Raw genomic sequence first — 26,077 nt, forward strand, 5'->3', positions numbered from 1 at the left:
TCCGGCAGTTGCACGGCCCCAGGCTGGAATCCCACGTGCACCGACTAGCGACTCCAGCGTTCTCGCCATGACAATTCGCGTTCACGTCGGGCTCCGATAGAAATGCCTACCATGACACCGAGCAACACACCAACTCCTGCCGCGGCAACAATCGATTCAATCGGTCGCCGTGACAACGCTTTGACGGAGTGATCATATCCATGTCGTGCAGTCTCGGTAACGTGTTGATAGCCTTCACGTATCGTTTCACTTGCGTTCTCGGCCATGGCGTTCACTTGATCGACGAACGATCCTTCGCAGCACTCGTCCAAAAATGCTTCGACCTGTTCACGGGACTGGCCGGCCTTTTGCTGGATCAATCCGGAGAGTTGGTTGAGATCGCCTTCAACTTGTGCCAATTCCTCGTCGGTGATCTGTCCATACCTCTTCTTGACCGATCCTACGATCGAATCCCATTTGCCGCTCATTTCTCTTTTCGTAATCAATTTCCTGCATCCTGTGTTTGTGGGGACATGTGTCTAAAGACATCCAGTCTTGACCAAGATTGCAAAACATGTGCCGATGAAGTGCGAGAGCGTATGAGTCGTAAAAAGCGTTGTGGATCACGAGACACGAATGGGATGTTCATCTGGAATGTTCATCCTAGCTGAGCGTTATTCATTCATGCTGCCTCGATTGCAGCCAGCGAATAGCAGGCCTCCAGCTGATGCACGCCCAAATACGCATGCGAATTTTAATGGCATGGGCTTTGCTTTGGCATTGCGTTGGATTGGACAACGCAGGACACGCAAAGCAACGCTTAATAAGCAACGCTCAATCATCCAATCAAAAAAACAACCTGATCTTCGTGGCGTAGGCTTCCAGCCTGCGTTCAAAATACGGAATTCTTCGTGGCGTAGGCTTCCAGCCTGCGTTCAAAATACGGAATTCTTCGTGGCGTAGGCTTCCAGCCTGCGTTCAAAATACGGAATCTCTATCTCTACCCCCAAAAAGGAATGACGGAATGTCTGAAACGACCAAATCAACCGAACACGTTAAAGGTGTGGCTCGCGAACTTGTCAACGATGCGACAGACAGTCTTGCGACCGGTGCACGCGAATTCAAAGACCATTACGTTTCCGAGCCAGCGAAAGACTTGTTCGGCCTAGCAAAAGACTACGCAAAAGAAAAACCTGAAGTTGCCGCCGTTTGGGCGTTCGGCTTGGGATTGATCGTGGGCTGGAAGATCAAACCTTGGTAGGGTCATCCGGCAGAAGAAGTCATGGTCAAATAATATAATTCAGTAAAGGGAACGATCGGTGATAAAATCGAAACAGCTCATACCTCGATTCGCAGAGGCGATTTCGCGACTGGGTGGAGACGAGGGCTTACTTCGTGAAATGGCTGCGATTACATCGGCAGACCTTCCTGAAGTTATCAACGAGACCGATCAAGCGTTGTGTGCTGGGAAGTCCGACCAAGCTGCTTCCGGCCTACACAAACTCAAGGGAATGCTCAGCACTTTTGAAACGGGTGGAGCAACAATCGAGATTGAAGAAATGTTGAGTTTTGCCCGGCATCGAGAAGTTGCCAAGGCAAAGACTAAGTTCGATCATCACCGATCGGAGATCGACGAACTCGTCGCGGAAATCGCCTTGATCGCAACTGAATCGTTTTGTGGGTCTGGCTTCCAACCAGCCCTTCCCATCCGGTTTCGCAAACCTTGAGGCGTCGGCCATGGGAGGTCTCATGATTTTACCGGCTATCAGCGAGTGGTGACGAAGCATCTTCTGTGAATTTGCCAAGTCGTGTTCAATTCGTTCGGATCAATCGTGCGACTGTACGGTAAACAACCATCGTGGTTAACGATCCTCCAACCGGCCGCTTTTTCAATCGGCCGCAATCGCTCGGAGCGTGCAGAAGCCGTCCGCTCCCTGCGAATTCGTCTTGGGCACGCGAGTTGCGTGGCGGCCATTACCATTCCGCAAATACGATTTGCCAGCTCGTCCATGATTTTTTGTCCACACGCCAGCAGCGAGTGATTATGGACACGCGGGCTTGAGGCCAACGCCACGTTGCATCGATCCAGACAAGTCCCTGATGAACCAACCCTCCAAGAATACGAAAACATTTCACCGTGACATCACGAAGACCCCGCGTTGCATTATCGGTATCGGTGCGTCCGCGGGTGGTCTGACGGCACTAGAATGTCTATTTGAGCAGGTGGCCGAAAACACGGGTGCCGCTTTTGTCGTGATTCAGCATCTATCGCCAGATTATCAAAGCCACATGGCCGAATTATTAGGCCGCAGAACGAATATGACCACGGTCCAGATGACGGAGGGCACAACGTTAAAGCCCAACACCGTGTACTTGATGCCACCTGGAAAGCACGTCGAACTGGACGATGATCGGCTGAAGTTGTTGGAGCGATTCGACGATGGCGAGTTGAACCTGCCCATTGATCGGTTCTTCCATTCCCTTGCAAAGCAATCCGATCGGCCGATCGCTTCGGTCATCCTTTCGGGGACCGGCAGCGACGGCAGTCACGGTATTCTGGACGTCCGGCAAGCGGGCGGTTTGGTGCTGTGTCAGGACGAGGACTCGGCTCAGTTCAATGGCATGCCACTCAACGCCATCAAAACTCAGTCCGTACACATTGTCGCGCCCGTCCCCGAAATCGCCGAGGCATTGACTGCCTTTGCGGAAGGAACGTCACTTGAGGAGGTTGTTGCGCGCCGAGCGCCGTCGATCGAACGCAACGATCTCGATCCGATCTACAAAAGATTAGAAGGATGCTGTGGCGTTGATTTTGGACGTTACAAACACGGAACGTTTTCCAGACGACTGTCGCGTCGGATGATGTTGAGCAAGACAGACGAGTTGGACCGTTATGTCGCTTTGCTTGACAATGATCCCAGAGAATTATCGCGATTGGCCGACGATTTGATGATCGGCGTGACTCGTTTTTTTCGCGATCCAGACGGATACCAACGGCTGTCTGGACGTTGTCTCCGTACGCTTGTCTCATCGAAAAAGGAGGACGATGAATTGCGAGTATGGATCGCCGGTTGTGCGACCGGTCAGGAGGCGTACAGCATCGCAATGCTGATCCAGGAGGAGAAGCAGAGACGGGGGGCAAAATTTGCCACAAAGATATTTGCGACTGACGTGCATCCCGACGCGATCCGATATGCACAGCAAGGCGTCTACCCCGCCGAGTCGATCACGGAAATTCCGAAACACCTCCGGGATCAGTTTGTCACGCAGCACCCCGATGGCTTCGAAATCATCAAAAGTGTCCGTGATTCGATCGTTTTCGCACGCCACGATGTGCTGCAAGACGCTCCGTTCACGAACATGGACCTGGTCACCTGTCGGAATCTGTTGATCTATCTGCTGGAAGACGCGCAGGAAAGTGTGCTTTCTGCATTCACACATGCCTTGAGGACGCGAGGCGTGCTGTGGCTCGGTCCGAGCGAAACACCTGGGAACGTGGAAGAGCAGTTCGCGACACTCGACAAACACTGGCGGCTATTCCAAAAAGAACGCGAATCGCGATTACCGCTGGATTTGAAACTTCGCAAACGTCCACCGACCAACGCCGCTCTTTCGATTCGTCCAAGACCATCTCGTGCACCATCTCCAGCGCTCGTGATGTCCTACGACCGAATACTGGAAGAATACGCGCCGCCCGGAATCTTGTTCGACCACTCGTTGCAACCGCTGCAAGTCTTTGGGGATGTCTCCCGATTCACCGTTCGGCAAGCGGGACGATTGAGCGGGACCGTCGAGGATATGCTCGCCGAACCGTTGCGTTTGCCTTTGATGGTTCTTCTGCAACGCATGCATACCAGCCAAAAAGTTGTCGAGACCGAATCGGCCATCTTACAGGGTGAGCGAGTTGAGTTACGGGTCGAAGCGTTTCATCATTCCAATATTTCTGAAACCCACTATTTGCTCCGCATCAACTCGACATCTTCGTCAACGGAAAACTCGCTTTTCTTGCCGTCGGCGGTTGATCCGCAAAACAACGCAGCCAATCGAGAGATTTCGTTGGTACCTCCGAAGCTAGCGGCAATGGATGGCAACGAAGCGTCGGAGATCGCATTGCTTCAAGAGCAAGTGCGAATGCTCGAACTGGAACTCGACTACACGCGAGAGAACTTGCAAGCAACGATCGAAGAAGTCGAGACGACGAATGAGGAACTACAATCGAGCAACGAAGAGCTAACCAGCAGCAACGAGGAACTGCAAAGCACGAACGAAGAGCTGCACAGCGTCAACGAAGAATTACATACGACCCACTCGGAAAGTTCGCGTCGGCTCCAATTGCTGACCGAACTGACGACCGACCTGGAAAGCGTCATGCGTGAAAGTGACGTTGGAATGGTCCTCGTCGATCGGGAGATGAGTATCCGTCGGGTCACACCTGCTGCAGAAGATATTTTGTTGCTCCGAGGCAAAGGCGTAAAAGGGGAATCCTTGACAAACTATGCGCATGCCCTCGAAGGCGCCGACCTCATCGAGATCGCTCAGCGCGTCCGCGACACGAATCAACCGGTCGAGGTCGAGGCGACCGATCGAAGAGCGGATCCGGTGCTCTTGAGAGCGACACCCTATCGTGATCGCTCCGGCGTCCTGTTGACCATCACCAACCTGAAATCCGTCAAAGACACCGCGGACAAGATCCGCAAGCTGAACTCAATCGTTTCGGATAGTACGGACGCGATCATCGGTGTTGAGTTGACGGGTCGTGTGACAAGTTGGAATCGGGGTGCCACAAAGCTTTTCGGCAACGCTTTGGATGTCTCCAAAAACGTTGAGCTTGCCGATGTATTGCCTGATTCGGTATTTGATCCCTGTGATGTCTTGGTTCGCGAACTGTCGCGTAAGGGAGAAGTCGCTCCAAAAGAAATCTCTGCGACCATTCTCGGCAAGAAGCTCACATTGTTAATTCGTGTCACCCCGGTGCTAGACGACTACGAACGTGTTTCCGCTGCGGCGATCACACTCTATGACGTCACATTGATGCGTGCGGCCGAAGAGCAACTGCGATTGCGGACGCGAGCGATCGACGCAGCGAGCACTGGCTTCATCATTGTCGACGCGTTAGCCGAAAACCTACCGATCGTTTACGCCAACAAAGGTTTTTATAGTCTGACGGGCTTCCAACCAAACGACATCATCGGCCGCAATTGCCGATTTTTGCAAGGGCCACGTACGGACCCCGCTGACGTTCAAAAGATCCGTGATGCAATTGCCGCGCGTCGAGAGTGCCGCGTGACATTGCTGAACTATCGCCGTGATGGCACCGAGTTCTACAACGATCTCATCATCACACCCATTACCGATGACGAAGGACGCGTCACGCACTTTATTGGCGCACAGAATGATGTGTCCGCCGTTGTCCAAGCAAAGCGAATTCTCGAGTGTAGCGAAGCGGAATATCGCAGCACCTTTGAGAACGCAGCGATCGGAATCGCGCATGTCGGGTTGGATGGCGAATGGCTTCGCGTCAATGAAAAACTGTGTGAGATCGTTGGATACTCGCGTGAAGAATTGCTCTCCAAGACGTTCCAAGAGATCACGCATCCCGATGACTTGGACATTGACTTGGTCCAATTTGCTCAAATGAAACGCGGCGAAATCCCCGGCTACTCGATGGAAAAACGCTATCTCCATCGCGATGGCCACGTTGTTTGGATCAATCTGACGACCTCACTGCGGTTGGATGTGGATGGGAATCCCGAATGCTGCATCTCATTGATCAACGATATCTCCGCTCGGAAAGAAACGGAGCAGAGACTTTCCGCTTCACGCGCCATCATTTCCGAAGTGATCCAACGAAGTGACGATCCGTTTGTGAGTTTCAACCAGGAAGGCGTGATCCAGGTTGCCAATCGGGCCGCACACCATTTGACCAAGCTATCGGAGAACTTAGTGGGTCGGTCTTATGAAGAATTGTTTGCGAACGAACTAGAATCTCCGCTGCTGTCGGTACTCGACCGCGTGCGTCGCTCGCAGCGAGGCGAAACAACCGAATACTTCTCCCAAACACGCAATCGCTGGTACGATGCCCGTGTCTTTCCGGTCGAAGGAGGCGCGGCTCTTTACATGACGGATGTGACCGGACGCAAAGAAACCGAGAATTACCTAGAAACGGCTCGTGCAGCGGCGGAAGAAGCCAGTTTGGCCAAGAGTAAGTTCCTGACCAATATGAGTCACGAAATTCGGTCGCCAATGTCGGCCATCATCGGATTCAGCGACATCGCGCTTCGAGACGTGCGTGAAGGGAAAGAGGTACAAGCCGAACACCTCGAAACCGTTATCCGAAACGGCCGATTCTTGCTCGGTATCATCAACGATATCCTGGACTTGTCCAAAGTGGAAGCCGGCAAACTGGAAGTCCGCAAGGCACGCTTTAGCCTCGTGCCAATGTTGGCCGACATCAGCGAATTGATGCGGCATCGTAGCGATTCAAATGGTATTCCGTTGACGTTTGAGTTTGCAAGCCCCGTCGTCGAACGAATTCACAGCGATCGTTCACGGGTCGAGCAAATCCTGGTCAATTTGATTGGCAATGCAATCAAGTTCACTCCCAAAGGCAGCGTGAGAGTTGTGGTGGACATGACTTCGCCCGACCGAGACCATCTACGCTTTCGAATCATCGACACAGGAATCGGAATCTCTCGAGATAATCTGTCCCGACTATTTCAAACGTTCAGCCAAGTGCACGATGAAAAGATCGTCGGCGTCGAAGGAACGGGATTGGGATTGGTCATCAGCAAACGTCTCGCCAAAATCCTTGGTGGTGACATTACGGTCGAGAGCTTTAAAGGGAAAGGAAGTTGCTTCACGTTGCTGTTGCCAGTGGAAAGCTCTGGCAACTTGGTGATGCCAAACGCAGCAGACTTGAAGCCAGAGTCGACCAGTTCTGGAAAGCTAGAGCAACTCCGTTGTCGTGTTCTCGTTGCTGACGATGCCCGCGATGTGCGAATGGTCACCACTCGAATTCTATCTCGTGCGGGGGCCGAGGTAGCCGAAGCGGTGAACGGTGCCGATGCGGTAAAAGCTGTTATCAAGGCGGAAAGTGAAGAACGTCCATTCGCATGCATTTTGATGGACATGCAAATGCCGGTTTTGGACGGGCGAGCAGCCACGGAACGACTTCGCGACCAGGGTTTCACGATGCCGATCATCGCGTTAACGGCCGGAGCAACGTCGGATGAAGTCCAAAAAGCCATTGCGGTCGGCTGCACCGAGTTCATGGCGAAACCTGTCGACTCGGCAAATCTGATCCAACGCGTCGCGGTGCTCACGAAGTAATGCCATGGCGTAGCCGTCCAAACTGCGTTACGTTCCTCGTAAGTAGGGCAAAATCCTACCCCACGGTTTGGCGCAGCCTACCCCACGGTTTGGCGCAGCCTACCCCACGGTTTGGCGCAGCCTACCCCGCGGTTTGGCGCAGGATGTGCAGTACACCGTCTTCCTACCGTCTTCTCTAGCAACCACTCAACTCGTAAATCGAATTTAGTATGACGTTCTGTGTCGGAATCAAAGTCAACGATGGCATTGTCGCGCTCGCCGACACCCGGATCGTTCGCGGTAGCGAGCAGGTCAACAAGCGGAAACTTGCGGAGTTCCAGCATGCGGGGCAAGCACTCTTTACGATGACCAGTGGGCTACGATCGGTTCGCGACAAAACGTTGACCTATGTTGATGAAGCACTCCGAGGCGAGGATGTCGTTCGCGATCGCTTGTACCAATTCACCAACCTGTTTGGCGACCAATTGCGGCGAGTGAAAGCGGAAGATGGGCCGGCACTCGCCGCCACCCATCACGCCTTCAACCTGCACGCAATCATCGGTGGTAGATTACCAGCCGACGAGAGCCCGCAACTCTTTTACGTCTATCCCGAAGGCAATTGGGTCGAAGTCGCAATGGATTCTCCCTACTTCATTATCGGGCGCACCTATTACGGAAAGCCGATTCTCGACCGGTTACTGACGACCGATACGCCGCTGCCATCAGCCATCACTCTTGCGCTTTTGGCCTTCGATGCAACTCGCACAAGTGTGACGGATGTGGATTATCCGATCGACGTGGCGGTGCTTGTCAACGGCGATTCGGCTCCGCGTTTTCATCGCTACACGGAAGTCGATTTGATGGATACGATTTCGCACTGGACCCGAGCTCTTTCTGATTCCGTTCACAACCTGCCGATGCAATGGGCTTCCCCCCTTCTCCCTACCACCTAACAATGAACGTGGCAATGGCTTCCCGCCTGCGATAGATAGACGCAGACGAGAAACCCATGCCGCATGAAAGGACAGCGAATGACGCAAATACAGATCGGCAGCAAACTCGTCTATGAGGTTCGTCAACCAACGATCTTTCTGCTCAAGATCACGGCGGCGACGACGCCGCACCAAGTGGTGAGCAACGAAACGTTGACCTTCGATCCAGCGATCAACGTCGAGAACTGCCAAATCGGCTTCGATGGCAACCGCCTTCAGCGAATGGTTGTTCAACCGTGTCAAATGTCGATCACTTATCAGGCGACCGTGGATTTGACATCGGAGATTGAACAACCAAGTAACGTTAGCGAATCCCAGGCCTCGCAAATGCCGCCTGAAGTTTTGACCTACATGAATCCAAGCCGATATTGTGAAAGCGATGTTTTGGCGAAGTTTGCATTCGAGGAGTTCGGTCAATTGAGTCCAGGCTTCGGGCGTGTCCAAGCAATTTGCGATTGGGTCAACAGCCACCTCGAATACGTTCCCGGCACCACGACCGCGACGACGACCGCGTCCGATGTTTTGTTGCAACGGACAGGTGTTTGCCGTGACTACGCACATCTAGCAATCAGTCTGTGCCGAGGAGTCGGCATTCCAACCCGCTATGTATCTGGGTATGCGGTCAATCTGCAGCCGCCCGACTATCATGGATTCATCGAAGCGTTCTTGGATGGCCATTGGTACTTGTTCGATCCGACACGCTTGGCATCCACTCTCGGTCTCGTACGCATCGGCGTCGGACGCGATGCGGCCGATGTTGCATTCTGCACGCTAACGGGTAGTGCAGCAATGCTGGAGAAGAATGTATGGGCAAAATCGTCCGACGGTGGCCTTCCGTCGGTGCCGGACCCAGCGGTTTCGACGGCGTGAAGTACCAACACGGGTTTGTATCAGCCAAGTTTGACCCCGCAGCCACAACCTGTAATTTTGCACACCGTAGCTGATAACAAGCCAGTGCTTGAGAAGGCTCAAATAGGATATAATTTCAGACGTTTTCCTACGACCGCCAAGCGAATCACCAAGAGTAAAACGAAGATGAAGACCAACCGGTTGCCACGTTCCCGAATGCTTACCCTGTTCGTCTTTCTGCTGGTCACGGTATCGGCCCGGGCAGAAAAACCGAACGTCATCGTCATCATCGCAGACGATCTCGGGTACGGCGATCTTTCCTGCTACGGCGCGAAGTCGCTTACGACGCCCAATATTGATCGGCTTAGCGACGAAGGCTTGCGATTCACCAGCGGTTACTGCTCAGCATCCACCTGTACGCCAACGCGGTACTCACTATTGACGGGGACCTATGCTTTTCGTGGCGACCGCACCGGCATTGCACCGCCCAATGCGCCAGCGATCATCAAGCCGGGAACGGAAACCGTCGCGTCACTGCTTCAGCGGGCCGGTTATGCCACGGCAGTGATCGGCAAATGGCACCTTGGACTCGGTGGAGAAAATGGCCCTGATTGGAATGGCGACCTGAAACCAGGTCCGCTGGAAATCGGATTCGACACTTGCTTTCTGTTGCCAACGACAAACGATCGCGTACCCCAGGTTTATGTTCATGATCACCGAGTTCCTAATCTCGACCCAGCCGACCCACTGTGGGTGGGCAACAAAAGGCCAAGCCCGGAACATCCCACCGGCATCTCGCACCGTAGCACACTGAAAATGGATTGGTCACATGGTCACAATTCAACAATCCACAACGGCATCAGTCGGATCGGCTTTTACACTGGCGGTCATGCCGCACGTTTTCGCGATGAAGATCTTGCCGATAAATGGATTGAAAAGTCCGTCGAGTTTATGGAACAGCATAAGGCCGAGCCGTTCTTTCTGTTCTTTGCTGCTCACGACATCCACGTGCCTCGCATGCCGCACGAACGGTTTCAAGGAAAGACATCGCTTGGCTTCCGTGGTGACGCAATCATCGAACTCGACTGGTGCGTTGGCGAATTGATGAAGACCCTCGATCGACTGAAACTAGCCGAAAACACACTCGTCGTCTTTTGCAGCGATAATGGCCCAGTGCTAGACGATGGCTACAAGGATGAGGCGATCGAGAAGATCGGCAATCACCGCGCCGCCGGTCCCTACTCGGGTGGCAAATACAGCATCTATGAAGGCGGAACGCGAACACCGCTGATCACACGCTGGAAAGGTCGCATCCAGCCGGGTGTGAGTGACGAACTGGTTTGCACGATCGATCTCGCGGCCAGTCTTTCCGCTCTCGCCGAGCAGCCACTTCCCGACGACGCTTGTCTAGACAGCTTCAATGTCCTCGGCGCACTCTTAGGTGAAAGGGATGCCAAAGGCCGCGACCACCTCGTCCAACAGGACAACGGCAGCAGCGGGACGTATGGTTTCCGTGCCGGGCCATGGAAGTTGCACCGATACGACAAGAAGAAAGCTCGCAATATCGTTGTCGAGACGGAGCTTACCAACACGAAGGTACCTCGGTTCCAACTGTTCAACCTGAACGATGATCCGGCCGAAACGAAGGACGTGATCCAAGACCACCCCAAGGTTGCCGATCGCCTCAAACAACAACTTGCCGAAATCATCGAACAGGGACACAGTCGCCCGTGATCGCCCGTGATCGCCCGTGATCGCACAGAGTCCGCAGGAATGAAGTTACTTCGCCGCTTTCGCTTCCGAGCGAGGATTCAGGAAGGTTTCTGCAGGCACGCTCTCGTCGAATTCCTTGATCCGAATGTCTCGGTAGAGGATTTCTGCCGTTTCGGACTGAAACCCAATGATCCCTTCACCGGGCTTAAGGTTAAAAGCCATATTGACGACTTCACCGTTCAGCTTATGAATCGCATACTCTCCGCCCATCACGATGATTTCGCAGGAATTCCATTGGTCATTGAGGGCGTTAAAGTTGCGAGTTACTTTTGCGTTATATAGCCAACTTCTTCCTACGTAAGACTTTTGCTTCGTGAACAGGATCCCCCCATCATCGGGATGCAAATACTGGCTGTTTTCCGGATTAAAATACCAGTCATACTCCTGCCCGGGAACCTTGATGAGATCTCCTGTACGATTTCGATCGTCCTTGGGTAAGTATTGAATCTGAAATTCTATCCCGGTAGGGTAAACCTTGTCATCGGAGATGTGATAGTAAACCCCAGCGTCCCACGGCCACTTGTCAAAATAATTGGCCTTCTTGCGGCCCCATTTGTAGTCGAATTTGAGATGGTACCTGGAGTAACTTTTCTTGGTGTAAATCATCCCGATCGTTCCATCGGTTCCCTTATTGAGATCAATTTCATCGGGCCAACTATCATCGAAGACATGAATCATCCCATCATCAATCGCGAAGACCTTCTGACCTAACGCTTCGTCACCCTCCTTCAGCTTGATATACCAGCCGTCGTAATTCTCACCGTTGAAAATGGTGGTAAACCCAACTTCCGCCGCCTTTTGTTCCTGGGTCTCAGGGGTAGCGGACGCCTGTTCTGCCTGTGCGGATAACGTCCCTATCAGGAGCCCCACGAATATGCTGCCTTGAAATATTCTCGAAAATTGCGTCATGCGTTCCAATGTCTCGTTACGAAGAGTGATTAAATTGATTGCGAACTCAATCCCGGTGAAGGGATCCAGTGTCGCCACGATCGTCCAGGCCGGTGGCCTAGACGATTCCCATGTCTGCTCGGTTGCCGATCAACGCTCGCGGATCTCGATGATGTACTTCATCAAGTCATCAAACTCGCTGCGGTCTTTGAGTTGTCGTGCCAAGTTCTCAGGCATCAACGAGACCTTCGATTCGATGACCTCTTCCACATCATCCTGAGGGATCTTGATCGGATCGGGAGCCGCCAGGTTTCGCAAGACAATTTCGTCATCGTTGTCTGCGACGCGGACACCGGTAAGCAGTTTGCCGTCTACGGTCAACACGCTCACCTGCGCGAAATCCTTGTCGATCAAAGCGGATGGACGGAGAATGGCGTCCACCAATTGTTCGGCAGTCAGTGGGGTCATGACCGTGGTCAAATCAGGCCCCAGCCGTGCCGCGCCACCCGGTGGATCGTGACAGGCATAGCAGGCCGCCGAGGATTGGTAGAAGACCAGTTTGCCCCGCTGAGCGTTCCCACGTTCAATCGCGATTCTAGCAAGCTCAGATGGCGTCGATGAAAGCAGCCCCGCCTCCAAGGCCTCATTGGAGAACTCTTCGACCGCCACCGCGTTGGCTGCATCCATGAACTCCGGTGCGAACGGATGTTCGCTGAGCAACTCATCGGGCGTGTAGAAAGTCGAACGACTGCTGGTTTCTGCGCGAATACGTTCGACGGTCTGGGCACTGATCGGTGAGGCCTCGTTGCCCCACGTGTTACGGACAAAAGTGAGTACCGCGGCCAACTCCTCGTCCGTGAGCAGTGATTGGAATGCGGTCATCGGAGGGACGCCGCGAGCGGGATCAAATGTCTTTCCGTGCAGCGACAGTTTCCCCCAAAGACCGTGCATCGATAGCTTGACCAATCGTTCTTCGTCGCCGGTCACCCAAGGGCTATCGACCAGGGACGGGTAAACGTTCGCGTTCCCTTGTCCGTGTGTCAGATGGCAGGTCGCACAGTGCGACTCACGTTGATAGATCTGAGAACCTAGTAGGTACGTCCTGCGATCTCTACGGTCAAGATGTCTTGGAGCAGAGAACTCCACGAACTCCGATTCCGCTTCGGAGGCGAACCCCTGTGCCCCGGTCGTGTCCACGTTCTCCCAAAAGTGTTTGACCGTCTTCGCTGCAACCACCGCATGTTGGACATTCGATTCGAGTAGCAAGTTGAGTAGGTCTTCATTGCGGAAACCGTGTTGTTGATGCAACCAGAGGGCTTCGAGCAAATGGTGGGCTTCCGTTTCGTCGTTCGGATCGAAGTCCTTGTACCACTGGTGAGCGGCCGCGATGACGGCATTGGAATCGCGTGCGCTCAGCTCGACACGCGTGCGATGTCGAACACCGTTGGTAGGATGCTTCAGATTTTCGAGCAATGCCTCGATCGGCTCCCCGGCGATCTTGACCGGTTCCTGCAACGGCCGATCTTTCACAGTCAAACGTAGGATGCGCCCATGGGCATGATCGCGATTAGGGTCACGAATGTTATGTTGCATGTGACCGATGATTGCATTATGCCAATCCGAAACGTACAACGCACCATCTTCGCCGACAACCGCATCGGTGGGCCGGAAATTGCGGTCTTGGCTGTTGATCAGTTCGAGCCCCGGAGTACCCCAAACCTGTCCGAATTCTCGCGATTTGCCATCGCCCTCGCGGTCGAGCGAATACTGTTTGACGCCGAGAAATCCAATCGTGTTGCAAATCAGAAAGTCGTTCTGCAGCTCATCAGGAAAGTGTTGCGAGGACAAAATCGCGTTTGCTGCGACCGGGCGGAACTCCTTCGTCAACAAGGTGTGCATCTTGAACCCTTTGCCTTCGGGCCGCACTTGATAGGACTTGCCGCCCGTACCATCATTGGCGTAGCAATAACCCCAGTAATCAAAACTGGTCCCGTGAGGGTTGGGGCTATTGGCGGCGTGCGGCGTGATCGCAAACGTACGTGGATCAAACCGGTACATACCCGAGGCACCGATATTCAGATTCTGTTTCCACGGCGTTTCGTGGTTGTGAACCAAGAAAATACCGCTTTGCCAATAGATCCCGCCATCCGGGCCGTAGATCAAATTGTTGGCCGCATGGTGCGTATCCGAGGTGCCTAGCCCCTGCAGCAACGGGTAACGCACGTCCGCTATGTCGTCCCCGTCAGTGTCTTTTAAAAACAATAAGTCGGGGCCGGAAGTAACGATGACTCCACCGCCCCAGAACTCAAATCCCAACGGGTTGTGGACCGTCGCGAAGATCTTCCGCGAGTCCGCTTTGCCATCACGGTCGGTGTCCTCGAGAATCATCAGACTGTCTTTGAGTTCCGTTCCTGGTTCCCATTTCGGGTACGAATTCCAACTTGCCACCCACAACCGACCCTGCCCGTCGACCTGCATCTGGACCGGGTTGGCCAAGTCGGGAAACTGGACTTCGGATGCAAAGACATTCAGTTCATAGCCGTCGGGCACGTCCATCTTTGCGATCGACTCCTCGGGCGATAGATAGTCGATGTTTCCTTCTTTCATGGGATTGGAACTTCTGCTGCCCCCGCCAATGTTGGAGATGACTTTGACCGGCGGCGGCACGTTGCTGTCATCGATCACATATTCCTTCCCGGCAACCGCTGCCCAGATCGCTTCATCACGATTGGCCGTCATCACGTCGAGCATCTCAAGTTCATGTTTGAGAACATCCCCATTGCTTTGACCATCAACAAACCTCAGCGTCGAACGTGAGCCCCAGATGTCGTTACCGTCCGTGGCTCGGTATCGATTGTGCCAATGCCAGTTCTTGTCCTTAACCGCCGCGTAGATATCGCTCAAAGACTCTTTGTTTTGAGGTTTTTGGTCAAGCAGTGCTGCGGAAATGATTTCGGCGAGCTTTTCATATCCTCGCTCGTTGAGATGGATGCCGTTGAGCGTGTACGGCTGCGTCGTGCTCGCAAACAGTTTCCGTGTTGGCGAGAACAGATCAACAAACGACACCCCCGCCTCCTCGGCAGCCTTGGACGTTGCGTCGGTATAGATCGCCAGATTGGTGTTCAATTCCGTGCCTTCTGGCAAATGCGGGTCATCCAGATTCTGGTAAGCGATCGGACTGAACAAGACAAATCGAACTTGCTCGCCTTTCTCCGCCATCAACTTACGATAACGCTGGACCAGTGCGACCAACTCACCCCGATACGCATCCGCACCTTCGGGCCCTGCGAAGGATTCGTTGTACCCGTAAAACGTGAACACAACACTCGGCGAAACATGCTGCAAATACTCCTCGTCGTTGGTGAATCCTTTACTGCGAGGCTTCTTGTTGACCATGTCACCCGAGAAACTCATGTTTCGGAAACGAACATTTTGTCCCTCGAGTTGACTTTGTAAGTACGTCTCAATCCAGGGATCATGCTGCATCCGATCAGCGAGGCCATTGCCATAAACGGCAACGACATCGCCTTCTTGAAATTCAAAGGTCTCGGCAGCAATTGGCTGGGAGGACATCCAAAAGACGGAGAAACCGGAAATCATCCAAACGAAAAAAGCACGTATTGAATGCAAGGAAAGACAGGTTCGGGGCATATTCGAAACACCGGGTATTGGAGGATAGGGGGACAAACGACAGGAGGACTGGACCGCAACACAGCACTTGCGGGCGGTAGGAACGGGGGAAGGAACCTTCGATGAAACAAAGGCATCATCAAGTATAGCCGACAACTGATTATGTATCATCCTATTTCAGTTTGAAAGCCAATTCTGCAAATTGTATCACTATCGGAGGTAGAATGCGCTCGTGCAAACGAGGTGAACCGCGTTCCCGGTGGTGCGAATAACTGCGACTTTAACAAACCGTCCCCTCTCTCTATCCAGGTCGTGCCGCTTTTGAGTGCTTGTTTTACAAGCGTTTACGCTTGGTGTACCTCCCCCGGCGCAGCCGGGGAAGCGTCAAAGAATGAAGGCCTCGGATAGATCTCTGAAAGTTAGTTGGAAAAAAGTCCCAGTCGATGAGCTTGGTCGACCGCCGAAGGCGCATTGCTGACCTCGAGCTTTCGATAGATATGCGCGACGTGTGTGTCAACGGTTGAATATCCAATTCCCAACGTTGCGGCAATTTCCTTCTTAACCAACCCTTCGGAAAGTAGCTTCATGATTTCGAACTCTCGTTCCGAAAGCAGGGATTGCTCTTCCGCCTGCGACGGTTTTGGTTGCAAGGCGTTCACCAAATACTTTGCGACGCTTTTGTCCAAGGGGGCACCGCCATTGATGACGCTTGCAATGCTTTCCGTGATCTCATCGAGCGTTGCGGACTTCACGAGATAGCCCGCCGCTCCCAAGGAAATCGCGTGCAACACGTCCTGCTCTCGATCGGATTGAGACAGCACGATGATTTTCGTCTCCGGTGCGGCCTCGCGAATCACCGGGATCGCCGCAATGCCATCCATCCCCGGAAGTCGCAAGTCTAGCAGGATCAATTCCGGATGCTCTTCGTCGGCAGCCTGTTGTAGTGTACGAAGCGCGATTTCGGCAGTACCGAAATGGCTCATCAGTTGCACCCCCGGCTCTTGCTCGAGCGCGAGTCGGATAACATCCCGGTACTCCGAATTGTCTTCGATCAGCATGATTCGGATGATTTTATTCATAGGGTTCTCACTTAGGGCGGCAATCGTTGTCTTCAAATCACGGTAATTCGGTTTAGCCGCAGATGAAGCGTTACCGTTGTTCCACTATCAGCAGACTCAATCGCAGAGACCTTCGCGCCAAGTAGATGGGCTCTCCGACGAAGAGACTTTGGTATTTGCTCAGGTTGAGATTCGGAAAGGCCACAACCGTTGTCCGTCACCATCAGACGCAACTCATTTGAGTCCGTTTTCAGACAGGTGGATACTCTTGTCGCGTGGGCGTGCCTCAGGATATTCGTCAAGCACTCTTTGTAAAAGAGGAGCAGTCCGACGCGAATCGGAGGTTTCAAACGCCGCAATAGGTCTTCGCCTTCAAAAGTAAGTTGATGATCCATATCCGCCAGGAATCGTGCCGAAGTGCGTTGCATGTCGTCAACAAGGTCTCCAAAAAGACCTTCCGATTCGAGCATGTTGGTGCAGTACCTGGCCGCCGCACCACTTCGTTGAGTCAACTCACGGATACGTATCAGCATCTCTTTCAATCGCTCAGGTGACTCGGTTGCCGTTTGCGCCAGATCGCCGAGCAATCCAATCGCGTGCAAATTGGCGCCGAGTTCATCATGCAGATCGGCGGCGATCTGTTCCCGCGTTTTTATCAAGGCTCGCCGCCGCATCACTCGTTCCACCCCGATCGTGCAAGCGACGACAAAGACAAGCAATCCAACCATCCAACGCAAGCGATTCAGATTTGCTTTCTGAAGCTGATAACGCTGCTTCAGTTCGGCAGCGATCCGTGGGCGTTCTGTTTCCAGGTCATGGCGTCTTGCCAATTCTCCGAACCATTGACGAATCGGCAAGATCCTCCCATACAGGTTGTATCCATCGGTGAGGGTGGTCAAGGAACGCAACCGGCTCATCGGCAAAAAATTGGCACTCGACGTCTTGCCCATCGCCAGGTTCCATCCGTCGCAAAGGATCTCGATTTCTGCGAAACCGATCGCCGTCTCCTGCGGAGAGGCTGCGGACGAAATGTCGTACGGCTCGGTGGCGACGAAACGCACGTATCGACATTTCACGTCAGGAAAACGCCGCATGATGATCGGGCCTGCATCGAAAGCCGATTCGACACGATACTCCATCAACGGCTTCGCATCGGAAAAATCGGCCCGGTTCGCCCCCTCAACAATCATTCGGCGGGGAATTCCAAAATCTTCTGGTTTGGCTTGTGGCACGGTATCGCTGAGATCAATCGCGTGCAACCGAATGCCATTGAGACGACGAGTCGATTCAAGGTCGATGGTGATCGTGGGAGATTCACCGCTCCCGGCCTTGCCAACAAAGGCCAGGCTCTGCTCGCCATCGGATGCGTCCATCAAATAGGGGACGAACCCGTCGACAAGGTAATTTTTATGTCTCGGCGTCCCCAAGGAGTCCGGATCGCACGACGAAACGTAAACGCGTTGATGCAGTGCCACGTTCTGCTGACCACTAAAAACAAAAATCTCTGCCATCTGCAAAATGTGCTTCCCGTCCCAACCGCGTGTCGAGAGTACCGAGGCTTCGACACGTACCCATCTGGCCACAATCGCTGGAAACGAAACCACCACCGGCGCAACACGAGGCAGCAGCGAATCGTTCGCCGAATAGCTGGCGACGATTGTACCTTCCGCTTCTTCATCGTTATCGCTACCCACTCGGACGATAAATTCGAGCGGGAATCCATCGGCGCGAAAACCTCCATTGGAATCACGCCAAATCGCAGGAACAAGAACGATTTGGTCGATGACAACCTCCTCAGCCAGTTCAATCTTAATCCATTGGGCTTGATTCTGATCGGACTGCGGAAGGGATCGATAGCCAACGGCACCAACGCCAGTTCTCATGCTCGGCTTTGCCAACGAATGCAGATTTCCGTCAATCGTCGTCAGCCGTCGTTCCAGGGACGAGACCGATTGCTGACCTAAATTCGAAGAGGCGCTCTCTCCATCACGCGAGACCCCGCCAATCGCAAAAGCAATCGCTATGATCGCAATCGCTGCGACAGCGATCATTGTAGGTATCGGACGAAAGGATGTAGGAATCAAAGGTGGTTATGTTTTGGTTTGGTTTGGTTCGAATCAGGCGTGTGCTAACGATTGGATGATCATAACTTGTGATGCGGATTGATCACACACCGAAACGAATTATCGAGTGCTTTGTTTCTTGATCGGAGCCTGTGATGCCAGCCGCACGGGATGCCGATTTTATTGCTGCGCGTTTTAATCGTAGCGTAAGTCGTCAAAAATTTCCCTTTCCAGCGTGGACGAAACCTTTGGCGTTTTTTTCAGCTACCTCAATAGTTTAGCCGCCATTCCACGCAGCTAGCCCGGATGATTCTTTAGCCGTTTTGGCGATAGCGGGCTGCTGATTTAATCGTTTAACGCTTAGCCGAAGGCGTCAGTTCTTCCGTAAGCGGTCGCCTATGGCTTGGCGTTAAACAATAAGTGGAGTCAAACCGATTAAATCAGCAGGCCGCTAACGCCAAAACGGCTAATACGCAGACTGTTTTTTGAGCAATGAACGTAAACGCTTGAAGGCGTAGACGTTAGCAAAACAATTTGCAAGCCCATGAATCATCCGGGCTAGCTCACAGAAGGGGAAGGAACCTACGATTCCTGGCCCTCTCGTTCCCCGCGAAACGCGGAAAAAAATCCCTCTATCCTGTGAATACGGGATGTTCCACGAGCTTCACAACGCCCACAATGCGATCTTTAAGGCTCTTCTATGTCTCGACAACCTCCCTTAGCAAGGTCCGGGACTAAATTCCTTTCCTCATCATCAATCAAGGTTTTCGTATGAAGCGTTCCAAAGTCAAAAGTGGCTTTACACTCGTCGAGTTGCTCGTGGTGATTGCGATCATCGGGGTGCTCGTTGGACTGCTCTTGCCGGCGGTCCAGGCGGCTCGGGAAGCGGCCCGCCGAATGAGCTGCAGTAACAATTTCAAGCAGATCGGGCTTGGATTTCACAATTACCATTCGGCCTTCAATCAACTACCGGAGCACAAAGGTGGCACGTGGATACCAGGCAACAATAACACCTGGGCATCGAGAGCGACCCACAACGGCGGACGACTGAGTGTTTTTGTCGGATTGATGCCGTTCATCGAGCAGCAAGCCGCTTGGGAGTTTATCTCCACCGCGCCCGATATCGCCTTTCGTCCAAACCCGATGGGGCCAACGCCTGACAAGGATTATTACATACCTTGGGCGACTGATTTCGCAACCCTTCGATGCCCAAGTGACCCCGGATTTGGACTGCCCTCGCTTGGGCGATCCAACTATGCCGCCTGCTTAGGTGACAGTCCCTTCCGTGGATCTCATGGAAAATTCGACCGTTATTTTAGCGTGTCTTCGGAACGTGCTGAGCAGACTCAGGCGGCGCAGCGTGGCGTGTTTGTCCCGCATCGTGCGATGACGTTTCGCGACATCCTTGATGGCTTGTCGAATACGATCATGGCCGGAGAGATCGCGACCGATCTGGGTGATCTCTCGACCAAAACGAGGGCCGTCAACAATTTAGCGATGAAAGGAGAAGCGACCAATCCCCACACAGGATCGCCAAGTCTGTGTGCGAATCACGCGGACATTGACCCCAATCGGCCACTGTTTTGGATAAGTGATGCGAACACGTTGGGAGCGGATGATGGTCGAGGGTATCGCTGGGCATCGGGTAATCCTGTTCACACGGTGATGAACACCATGCTGCCGCCCAACTCGCCTGTTTGTTTGCTCAACGATCGTGAGGTGGGTGATCAAAACGGCGCAAGTAAAGCCAATGCCCAAACTCGTTCCGGCGTCTTGCCGCCGAGCAGTCAACATCAAGGTGGTTGCCATATTTTGATGAGTGACGGAGCCATTAAATTCATCGCCGACTCCATTGATGCTGGAAATCAAACTGCTGTTCCGATCGGGATCAACAATCAACCCGGATCGGCAAGCCCGTACGGGCTGTGGGGGAAACTGGGAACACGTGCATCCAGGGAAGTGATTGACGAAGAAATCTAAAATCTCGTCTGGAAAATTCACAAGCGCCGGCAAAGCAACTGCTGGCGCTTGGGCGGACGATAGGATCCGACGGTCCTCGGATTCCGTATTACTCGAGGGCACACTGCTGCCACACCTTTTTTCAAAAACAAGAAATTTCCTCAAAACAAGAAGAACACCGATGAAACTCTTTTACGCTTTCGTTCTGTTGACCTTGATGGTGCATGTGGTTGGTTGTGGAAAACCCGCCTCACGGGCTGTCACCGATGGTGCGGACCAAGCCGAACTCGACGCTTACCATGAATTGCAAAGAATCAAGGCGGAAGGCGCGGATGATTGATACAGCGGTCCGGTTCGCTGCGTCGGATGTTGTGGTCGCAAGGGCCGCGCCAAGTTGGCCCCGTACTCAAACATGCAGACGTTTCCAGGCTCAAAAGATTTCGCCCCCCCTCCCCCTGAATCCACTCGCCACCCCCTGGACTCGCTCGGCTGCCGTGACGGAGAAAAGGCTGCAAATCCTGCGCAAAGCAAGCTCATATGCGTTTTGCCGAAGCCAATAAAATGATCAAAACATTTCCCTCGAAACGCGAAAAAAATCTCTTTATCCTGTGAATGCGGGATGTTTCGCGAGTTCCGCAACGACCACAATACACTCCTTAAGGTGTTATGACGTTCGGGGTCACTCCATTATCGAGATTCAGACTCCATTCCCCCCCTCTTCCATCAAAGGTTTTCATATGAAGCGTTCCAAAGTCAAAAGTGGCTTTACACTCGTCGAGTTGCTCGTGGTGATTGCGATCATCGGAGTGCTCGTTGGACTGCTCTTGCCGGCGGTCCAGGCGGCTCGGGAAGCGGCCCGCCGCATGAGCTGCAGTAACAATTTCAAGCAGATCGGGCTTGGAATCCACAACTACCACGCAAGTTTTTCCCAGGTTCCTACTCACGGGTCGGGCTCTCATCCCGACACAACCGCTGGTAATTGGTATTGGGCATCGAGCGAGAAATCCTCTCGAATTCGGTTGAGTATGCTTGTTGGCATCTTGCCCTTCATCGAGCAGCAAGCCCTGTGGGAGACCATCAGTAATCCGAATCAGCAACGAACCGACGAAACGGTTCAGTCTCCGCCCTGGCCTCCAATGGGGCCGACACCAGAGAACATTCAGTACATCCCATGGACCACTGACGTTTCGACCTTCCGCTGCCCCAGTGACCCTGGTTTTGGGCTTCCAGCGTTAGGTCGGACCAACTACGCCGCATGCCTGGGCGACTCGATCAGAGACCTCCACAAAGGGCCTTACACAAACGCAACAGGCCCGTCCCGAATTGCGATGACTGAGGAGAGTGCTGAAAATGCACGCGCTTACCACCGTGGTTTCTTCAAGCCTCGCGACGTTGTCAAGTTTAGGGATATCCTGGACGGCCTATCAAATACGATCGCGATGGGAGAAACCGTGACTTACCTCGGCGACCAAGACACCCGAGGGATCCCTCCTGAAAAGGCGACGGACCAGAACTGGGCATACCTTGGCAATGTGTATGGCAATCCATCTTACTGCCTCGATACGGGCGCAATCGATCCGGAGCGTCCGCAATTTTGGGGTCCCGATGCGATTCAAGTCACCCGGGCTACCCAAGGCCGCGGCTACCAGTGGGCAAACCAGGGTGCACTTTACTCAGGCTGCTCGACAATACTCCCGCCCAATCGAGAGTTGTGCGGACCTAGGAACTCCGATGCGGTCACATTGTCTGCGACCGTATCGAGCCAACACCAAGGCGGTGCCCATGTCTTGATGGGCGACGGCGCAGTGAAGTTCATCACGGATTCCATTGATGCGGGCGACTCTAGAGCTCGCATGGTTTCAGCGCTTAGCCATGCAGGCATGCCGAGTCCGTACGGGCTTTGGGGTGCATTGGGAACGCGTGCGATGAAAGAAGTCATCAATGAAGAGTTCTAGTTTGCCTCTCCGTAGCCCGTGAATGGTGATCACTGAAGCAGGCGCTCGTTGCACTGAGTCGCCTTGACGTCACCAAAAAAAAATAGAGCGGCCTCAACTGGGGTCGCTCTATTCATTCCTTAATTTGAACTACCTCATCCATTTTTTACCCCTGAATTATCTATGAAGATCGTATTTACTTTTAGCATTCTGCTCACCGCTATGATCCTTTCGGGCTGCGGCAAGCCCTCGTCTCAAAAGGTTACCGATGGTATTGAACTTTCTGATATCCAAGCTTACGAAGAAAACCAAAAGAGGCTGGAAGGGTTAATGGAAGGCCCGGAAGCCGAGATGCCGCCGGGGAATTGAACGGCTGTCATCGTTTCTGCCAGGACTCGCATCCAACGATGCTTCGTGGCACGATCTATTTCCGATTCCAACTTCATCTTTCGATTCTTGTGCTTTCGTTCTGCTGACCTTAATGGTGAATGTGGTTGGTTGTGGAAAACCCGCCGCACGGACTGTAACGGATGGTGCGAACCAAGCCGAACTCGACGCTTACGGGCTGTCGGTTTAGCCGTTTAACGCTTAGACGAAAGCGTCAGATTTCCCACAAGCGGTCGCCTATGGCTTGGCGCTTAACAATAAGTCGAGTCAAACCGATTAAATCGGCAGCCCGCTTGCCATGAATTGCAAAGAATCAAGGCGGAAGACGCGGATGATTGATACAGCGGTCCGGTTCGCTGCGTCGGATGTTGTGGTCGCAAGGGCCAGCGAGTGATCGGTGGATGAATAACATGAGCAATAAAGAAACCAAAGTGGAATGTTGAATCGTATGAATAAGCTGAACATGAGAAGCATCGCATGCCTGTTTTTGAGCCTGGGGTGGGCAAGTATCTGCGTCGGGCAGATTGAGCCAAACTGGGAATCGATGGCGGAGAACTATCGGCCACCCGAATGGCTTCAGGATGGCAAAATTGGCGTGTGGACCCATTGGGGCGTTCCTTCGGCGACCGATGAAAATCGACCGAACGATGGTTCGCACTACGGACGCAGAATGTACGGAACCGATGGCTGGGCAGCGGGCGGACAGCGGGAAATGACGCGTGCACTCACGGAGTTTCATACCCAGCGTTACGGCCACCCCTCCGAGTTTGGCTATGAAGATCTTGTTCCGCTCTTCAAGGCCGAGAACTGGGATCCGGAAGGATTGGTCAAGTTCTTCAAGGACAACGGTGCCCGCTTTATCATGCCGGTGGCCTGCCATCATGATAATTTTGACATGTATGATTCTTCCCATCCCTGGAACTCCGTGGACATGGGGCCCAAACGTGATACCCTGCAAGAATGGAAGGATGCAGCCACCAAGCATGGAATGAAATTCGGTGTATCAACCCACCTCTATTGGTCGCCTCGTTTTTTCAATAACGCCCGTCAATACCAGAAGAAAGGCACGCTGGCTTGGAAGCTGTTCAATATGGATTACGATCCTAAGGGCTATGCCAACCAAGAATCCTGGAACCGGCACTGGTTCGAACGCTGCTGGGAAATCATCGACAAATATGATCCCGACATGTTCAATAACGATTCGCCTTATCCGGCGGACAAGTTTGGTGAAGTTTCCGGGGTGAAGCTGTTCAGCGATTTTATTAACCGCGACCTCAAGGAGAATGGCGGAAAACAAACCACGGTTCTGTCGTTTAAAAACAGCAACATGAACCGCAAAGCGTTTACGTACAATCTGGAGCGTGGCAGTGCCGCCGACATAAAACCCGAACCTTGGATGTGGGCAACGGATCTCTCCGGCGGTTGGTACTACCGCAAAGGTGCAGTCAACCCTATGAGCATCCCGGTCATGGTCGGCAATGCCGTTGATGCCATCAGTAAAAATGGAGTCGTCATGCTCAACGTCGCCTTGCGTGGCGATGGCACCTTGCCGGAAAACCAAGCTGCGTACCTGACCACCTTTGGTGCATTTCTGAAAACCTGTGGCGAGGGCATCTATGGCACCCGCCCTTGGAAGGTCTTCGGAGAGGGCCCTCTGAAGATGAAAGACGGTCGTCAGGGAGAAAACAAGGCGTCTTTCTCTCAGAACGATATACGCTTCACCACCAAGGGCGATACACTCTATGCCTTTGTCTTGGCCAAACCCACTGCTGACATCGTAATCAAGACACTCGGTCAAGGCGGCTTGTACGAGGAGGAAATCGGTGCGATCCGTCTGCTGGGAAGTGATGAGAAGCTGACCTGGACGCGCAATGGCGAAGCATTGACCATCCAGTTGCCCAAAACATTGCCGGATCAGCCGGTCACAGGTTTTCGCATCAGCCCCGCCCCTAAGGCAAAGAGCGTTGATCACTATCCTCCGTTTCGTTGGGATACGATCCCCTTGTATATGCACATGCGGAAGTCCGTGGCCTTTACGCCAGAAGAGATTGACTACCTGGCTACATTTCCCATCGTCACCCTCGAGAAGACCACAGGTAGCAAGACCTATGGATCCTCCGAAGCTGGCTCACGTGAGGCGGCCAAGGCCATCAAGGCCGTCAATCCAGAAACCAAGGTGTTATACTACCGCAACGTCATGTGCAATTATGGCAGCTATAACGTGAATGACGGACTGAGGGACATTCCCAATGCCTTTCTTGTGGCACGCAATGGAAACAAGAAGTTGCATCGCGGTGTTAGGGAAGTCTATGACCTTTCCGATCCTACTTTGCGCAAATGGTGGGTGGACCATTGCGTGGAAATGGCTGGCCATGATGAGATTGACGGCATCTTCTTGGATGGAAATATCAAGGCCCTAGAGCCGGCCTTTCTTGGCAGCGAACTCGGCGCCCAACGGAAGCAGGAGGTGGCTGACGGCTACGCTGTCATGATGAAGGATCTGCAAGACAGGACTCCGCCGAACAAGATGTTAATCGCGAATATTATCCGTGCCAGACTGACAGATTCCGGATTGAACTACATGCAGTACTTTGACGGATCCTACCTTGAGGGCATCGAAAGTGAAGCCGGCGGATTCACACGTCTAGAGTATTTAGCAAGAGGCATTGACGCCGTGCAGCAAGCCGCACGTCAGGGGAAAATCATTTGCATGTCGATGGGACTGGGCAACGCCGCGTCAGGAGGACTTAGGATCGATGACTCCCGGAAGAAGTTGTCGCAGGGGGCCGATACGCGGCCGCGTCTGGAGTACTGCCTGGCGCTCTTTTTGATTTGTGCCGAGAAGTATAGCTATGTCTATCCGCATGATGGATACAGTGCGAACAATAACGACAGTTCTGTTTGGCTAAAACGGTTTGCAGAATACGATAAACCTCTGGGCCCGCCCAAGGGACCGGCGGTCCAAGATGGGTACACTTACACCCGGGAATTTAAACATGCGAGTGTGTTTCTAGACATTGAGAAGAAACAGGGACGCATTACTTGGAAAGACGTTGAAACTCCCTAGTGCTTAGCCAAGCGAAGAATGAGAATAACAATCTTTCCTGGTAGTGGCTTCCAGCCGCAGCTTACCGGGACAAGATGCCTCAGCCACTCTTTTGCCAAGCCCAAAATCGAACTGCGGCAAACCACGAGTGTAGCGGTCGATCCGATTTGCACCGTGGTTTGCCTGGAGGTTGCAGAAGCGAAAGCTGAAG

16 protein-coding genes are annotated in these 26,077 nt (G+C 53.2%); 11 read left to right on the forward strand and 5 right to left on the reverse strand.

Annotated elements, in window-relative coordinates; all coding sequences use genetic code 11:
* Window positions 1-44: 44 nt before the first annotated feature.
* Window positions 45-485 (reverse strand): CsbD family protein, encoded by a 441-nt coding sequence (locus Q31b_RS08740; protein WP_146599271.1) that lies wholly within the window; start codon window positions 483-485, stop codon window positions 45-47.
* A 518-nt stretch (window positions 486-1,003) separates the two neighbouring features.
* On the opposite strand from Q31b_RS08740, the gene Q31b_RS08745 reads away from it, so the two are divergent.
* The 6 genes from Q31b_RS08745 to Q31b_RS08770 all read left to right on the forward strand — a co-directional run bounded on the left by Q31b_RS08745 (window position 1,004) and on the right by Q31b_RS08770 (window position 10,862).
* Window positions 1,004-1,240, forward strand: a complete 237-nt coding sequence (locus Q31b_RS08745; protein WP_146599272.1) for a hypothetical protein — start codon at window positions 1,004-1,006, stop codon at window positions 1,238-1,240.
* A gap of 58 nt (window positions 1,241-1,298) precedes the next feature.
* Window positions 1,299-1,706 carry a hypothetical protein gene (locus tag Q31b_RS08750; protein WP_146599273.1) on the forward strand — a complete coding sequence of 136 codons (408 nt, stop codon included), beginning with the start codon at window positions 1,299-1,301 and terminating at the stop codon, window positions 1,704-1,706.
* A 373-nt stretch (window positions 1,707-2,079) separates the two neighbouring features.
* Window positions 2,080-7,308, forward strand: coding sequence for a PAS domain S-box protein (locus tag Q31b_RS08755; protein ID WP_146599274.1), 5,229 nt, complete (start codon window positions 2,080-2,082; stop codon window positions 7,306-7,308).
* Between the two features lie 209 nt (window positions 7,309-7,517).
* On the forward strand, window positions 7,518-8,240 hold the full coding sequence (locus Q31b_RS08760) for a proteasome-type protease (protein WP_146599275.1): 723 nt from the start codon (window positions 7,518-7,520) through the stop codon (window positions 8,238-8,240).
* Between the two features lie 78 nt (window positions 8,241-8,318).
* Window positions 8,319-9,149 (forward strand): transglutaminase-like domain-containing protein, encoded by an 831-nt coding sequence (locus tag Q31b_RS08765; protein WP_146599276.1) that lies wholly within the window; start codon window positions 8,319-8,321, stop codon window positions 9,147-9,149.
* Window positions 9,150-9,314: 165 nt separating this feature from the next.
* Window positions 9,315-10,862, forward strand: coding sequence for a sulfatase family protein (locus tag Q31b_RS08770; protein WP_146599277.1), 1,548 nt, complete (start codon window positions 9,315-9,317; stop codon window positions 10,860-10,862).
* Between the two features lie 45 nt (window positions 10,863-10,907).
* Here the strand turns inward: Q31b_RS08770 and Q31b_RS08775 are convergent, their stop codons facing one another.
* The 4 genes from Q31b_RS08775 to Q31b_RS08790 form a co-directional block, all read right to left on the reverse strand.
* Window positions 10,908-11,888, reverse strand: a complete 981-nt coding sequence (locus tag Q31b_RS08775; protein WP_146599278.1) for a 3-keto-disaccharide hydrolase — start codon at window positions 11,886-11,888, stop codon at window positions 10,908-10,910.
* 51 nt (window positions 11,889-11,939) lie between these two features.
* The gene (locus tag Q31b_RS08780) at window positions 11,940-15,389 is read right to left on the reverse strand and encodes a PVC-type heme-binding CxxCH protein (RefSeq protein ID WP_146599434.1); all 3,450 of its coding nucleotides are present in this window, start codon (window positions 15,387-15,389) and stop codon (window positions 11,940-11,942) included.
* A 449-nt stretch (window positions 15,390-15,838) separates the two neighbouring features.
* Window positions 15,839-16,498, reverse strand: a complete 660-nt coding sequence (locus tag Q31b_RS08785) for a response regulator (protein WP_146599279.1) — start codon at window positions 16,496-16,498, stop codon at window positions 15,839-15,841.
* A 32-nt stretch (window positions 16,499-16,530) separates the two neighbouring features.
* Window positions 16,531-18,528, reverse strand: a complete 1,998-nt coding sequence (locus Q31b_RS08790) for a histidine kinase (protein WP_146599280.1) — start codon at window positions 18,526-18,528, stop codon at window positions 16,531-16,533.
* Between the two features lie 783 nt (window positions 18,529-19,311).
* On the opposite strand from Q31b_RS08790, the gene Q31b_RS08795 reads away from it, so the two are divergent.
* The 5 genes from Q31b_RS08795 (at window position 19,312) to Q31b_RS28925 (ending at window position 25,887) form a co-directional block, all read left to right on the forward strand.
* Window positions 19,312-20,520: a DUF1559 domain-containing protein gene (locus Q31b_RS08795; RefSeq protein WP_146599281.1), complete on the forward strand. Its 1,209-nt coding sequence runs from the start codon at window positions 19,312-19,314 to the stop codon at window positions 20,518-20,520.
* A gap of 160 nt (window positions 20,521-20,680) precedes the next feature.
* Complete coding sequence (locus Q31b_RS28070; RefSeq protein WP_197171203.1) at window positions 20,681-20,839, forward strand: hypothetical protein; 159 nt, start codon at window positions 20,681-20,683, stop codon at window positions 20,837-20,839.
* A 397-nt stretch (window positions 20,840-21,236) separates the two neighbouring features.
* The gene (locus Q31b_RS08800; protein ID WP_146599282.1) at window positions 21,237-22,454 is read left to right on the forward strand and encodes a DUF1559 domain-containing protein; all 1,218 of its coding nucleotides are present in this window, start codon (window positions 21,237-21,239) and stop codon (window positions 22,452-22,454) included.
* Between the two features lie 162 nt (window positions 22,455-22,616).
* Complete coding sequence (locus Q31b_RS08805; protein ID WP_146599283.1) at window positions 22,617-22,802, forward strand: hypothetical protein; 186 nt, start codon at window positions 22,617-22,619, stop codon at window positions 22,800-22,802.
* Between the two features lie 466 nt (window positions 22,803-23,268).
* The gene (locus Q31b_RS28925; RefSeq protein ID WP_231617408.1) at window positions 23,269-25,887 is read left to right on the forward strand and encodes an alpha-L-fucosidase; all 2,619 of its coding nucleotides are present in this window, start codon (window positions 23,269-23,271) and stop codon (window positions 25,885-25,887) included.
* Window positions 25,888-26,077: the final 190 nt, after the last annotated feature.

This window comes from Novipirellula aureliae, assembly GCF_007860185.1.
GTDB lineage: Bacteria > Planctomycetota > Planctomycetia > Pirellulales > Pirellulaceae > Novipirellula_A > Novipirellula_A aureliae.

Excerpts from the sequence above, each read along its gene's own strand:
- Q31b_RS08790 (WP_146599280.1), bottom strand. The coding sequence starts at position 18,528 with ATGATCGCTGTCGCAGCGATTGCGATCATAGCGATTGCTTTTGCGATT.
- Q31b_RS08800 (WP_146599282.1), top strand. The coding sequence starts at position 21,237 with ATGAAGCGTTCCAAAGTCAAAAGTGGCTTTACACTCGTCGAGTTGCTC.
- Q31b_RS08805 (WP_146599283.1), top strand. The coding sequence starts at position 22,617 with ATGAAGATCGTATTTACTTTTAGCATTCTGCTCACCGCTATGATCCTT.
- Q31b_RS08760 (WP_146599275.1), top strand. The coding sequence starts at position 7,518 with ATGACGTTCTGTGTCGGAATCAAAGTCAACGATGGCATTGTCGCGCTC.
- Q31b_RS08755 (WP_146599274.1), top strand. The coding sequence starts at position 2,080 with ATGAACCAACCCTCCAAGAATACGAAAACATTTCACCGTGACATCACG.
- Q31b_RS08770 (WP_146599277.1), top strand. The coding sequence starts at position 9,315 with ATGAAGACCAACCGGTTGCCACGTTCCCGAATGCTTACCCTGTTCGTC.
- Q31b_RS08765 (WP_146599276.1), top strand. The coding sequence starts at position 8,319 with ATGACGCAAATACAGATCGGCAGCAAACTCGTCTATGAGGTTCGTCAA.
- Q31b_RS08795 (WP_146599281.1), top strand. The coding sequence starts at position 19,312 with ATGAAGCGTTCCAAAGTCAAAAGTGGCTTTACACTCGTCGAGTTGCTC.
- Q31b_RS08785 (WP_146599279.1), bottom strand. The coding sequence starts at position 16,498 with ATGAATAAAATCATCCGAATCATGCTGATCGAAGACAATTCGGAGTAC.
- Q31b_RS28070 (WP_197171203.1), top strand. The coding sequence starts at position 20,681 with ATGAAACTCTTTTACGCTTTCGTTCTGTTGACCTTGATGGTGCATGTG.
- Q31b_RS28925 (WP_231617408.1), top strand. The coding sequence starts at position 23,269 with ATGAATAAGCTGAACATGAGAAGCATCGCATGCCTGTTTTTGAGCCTG.
- Q31b_RS08745 (WP_146599272.1), top strand. The coding sequence starts at position 1,004 with ATGTCTGAAACGACCAAATCAACCGAACACGTTAAAGGTGTGGCTCGC.
- Q31b_RS08780 (WP_146599434.1), bottom strand. The coding sequence starts at position 15,389 with ATGATTTCCGGTTTCTCCGTCTTTTGGATGTCCTCCCAGCCAATTGCT.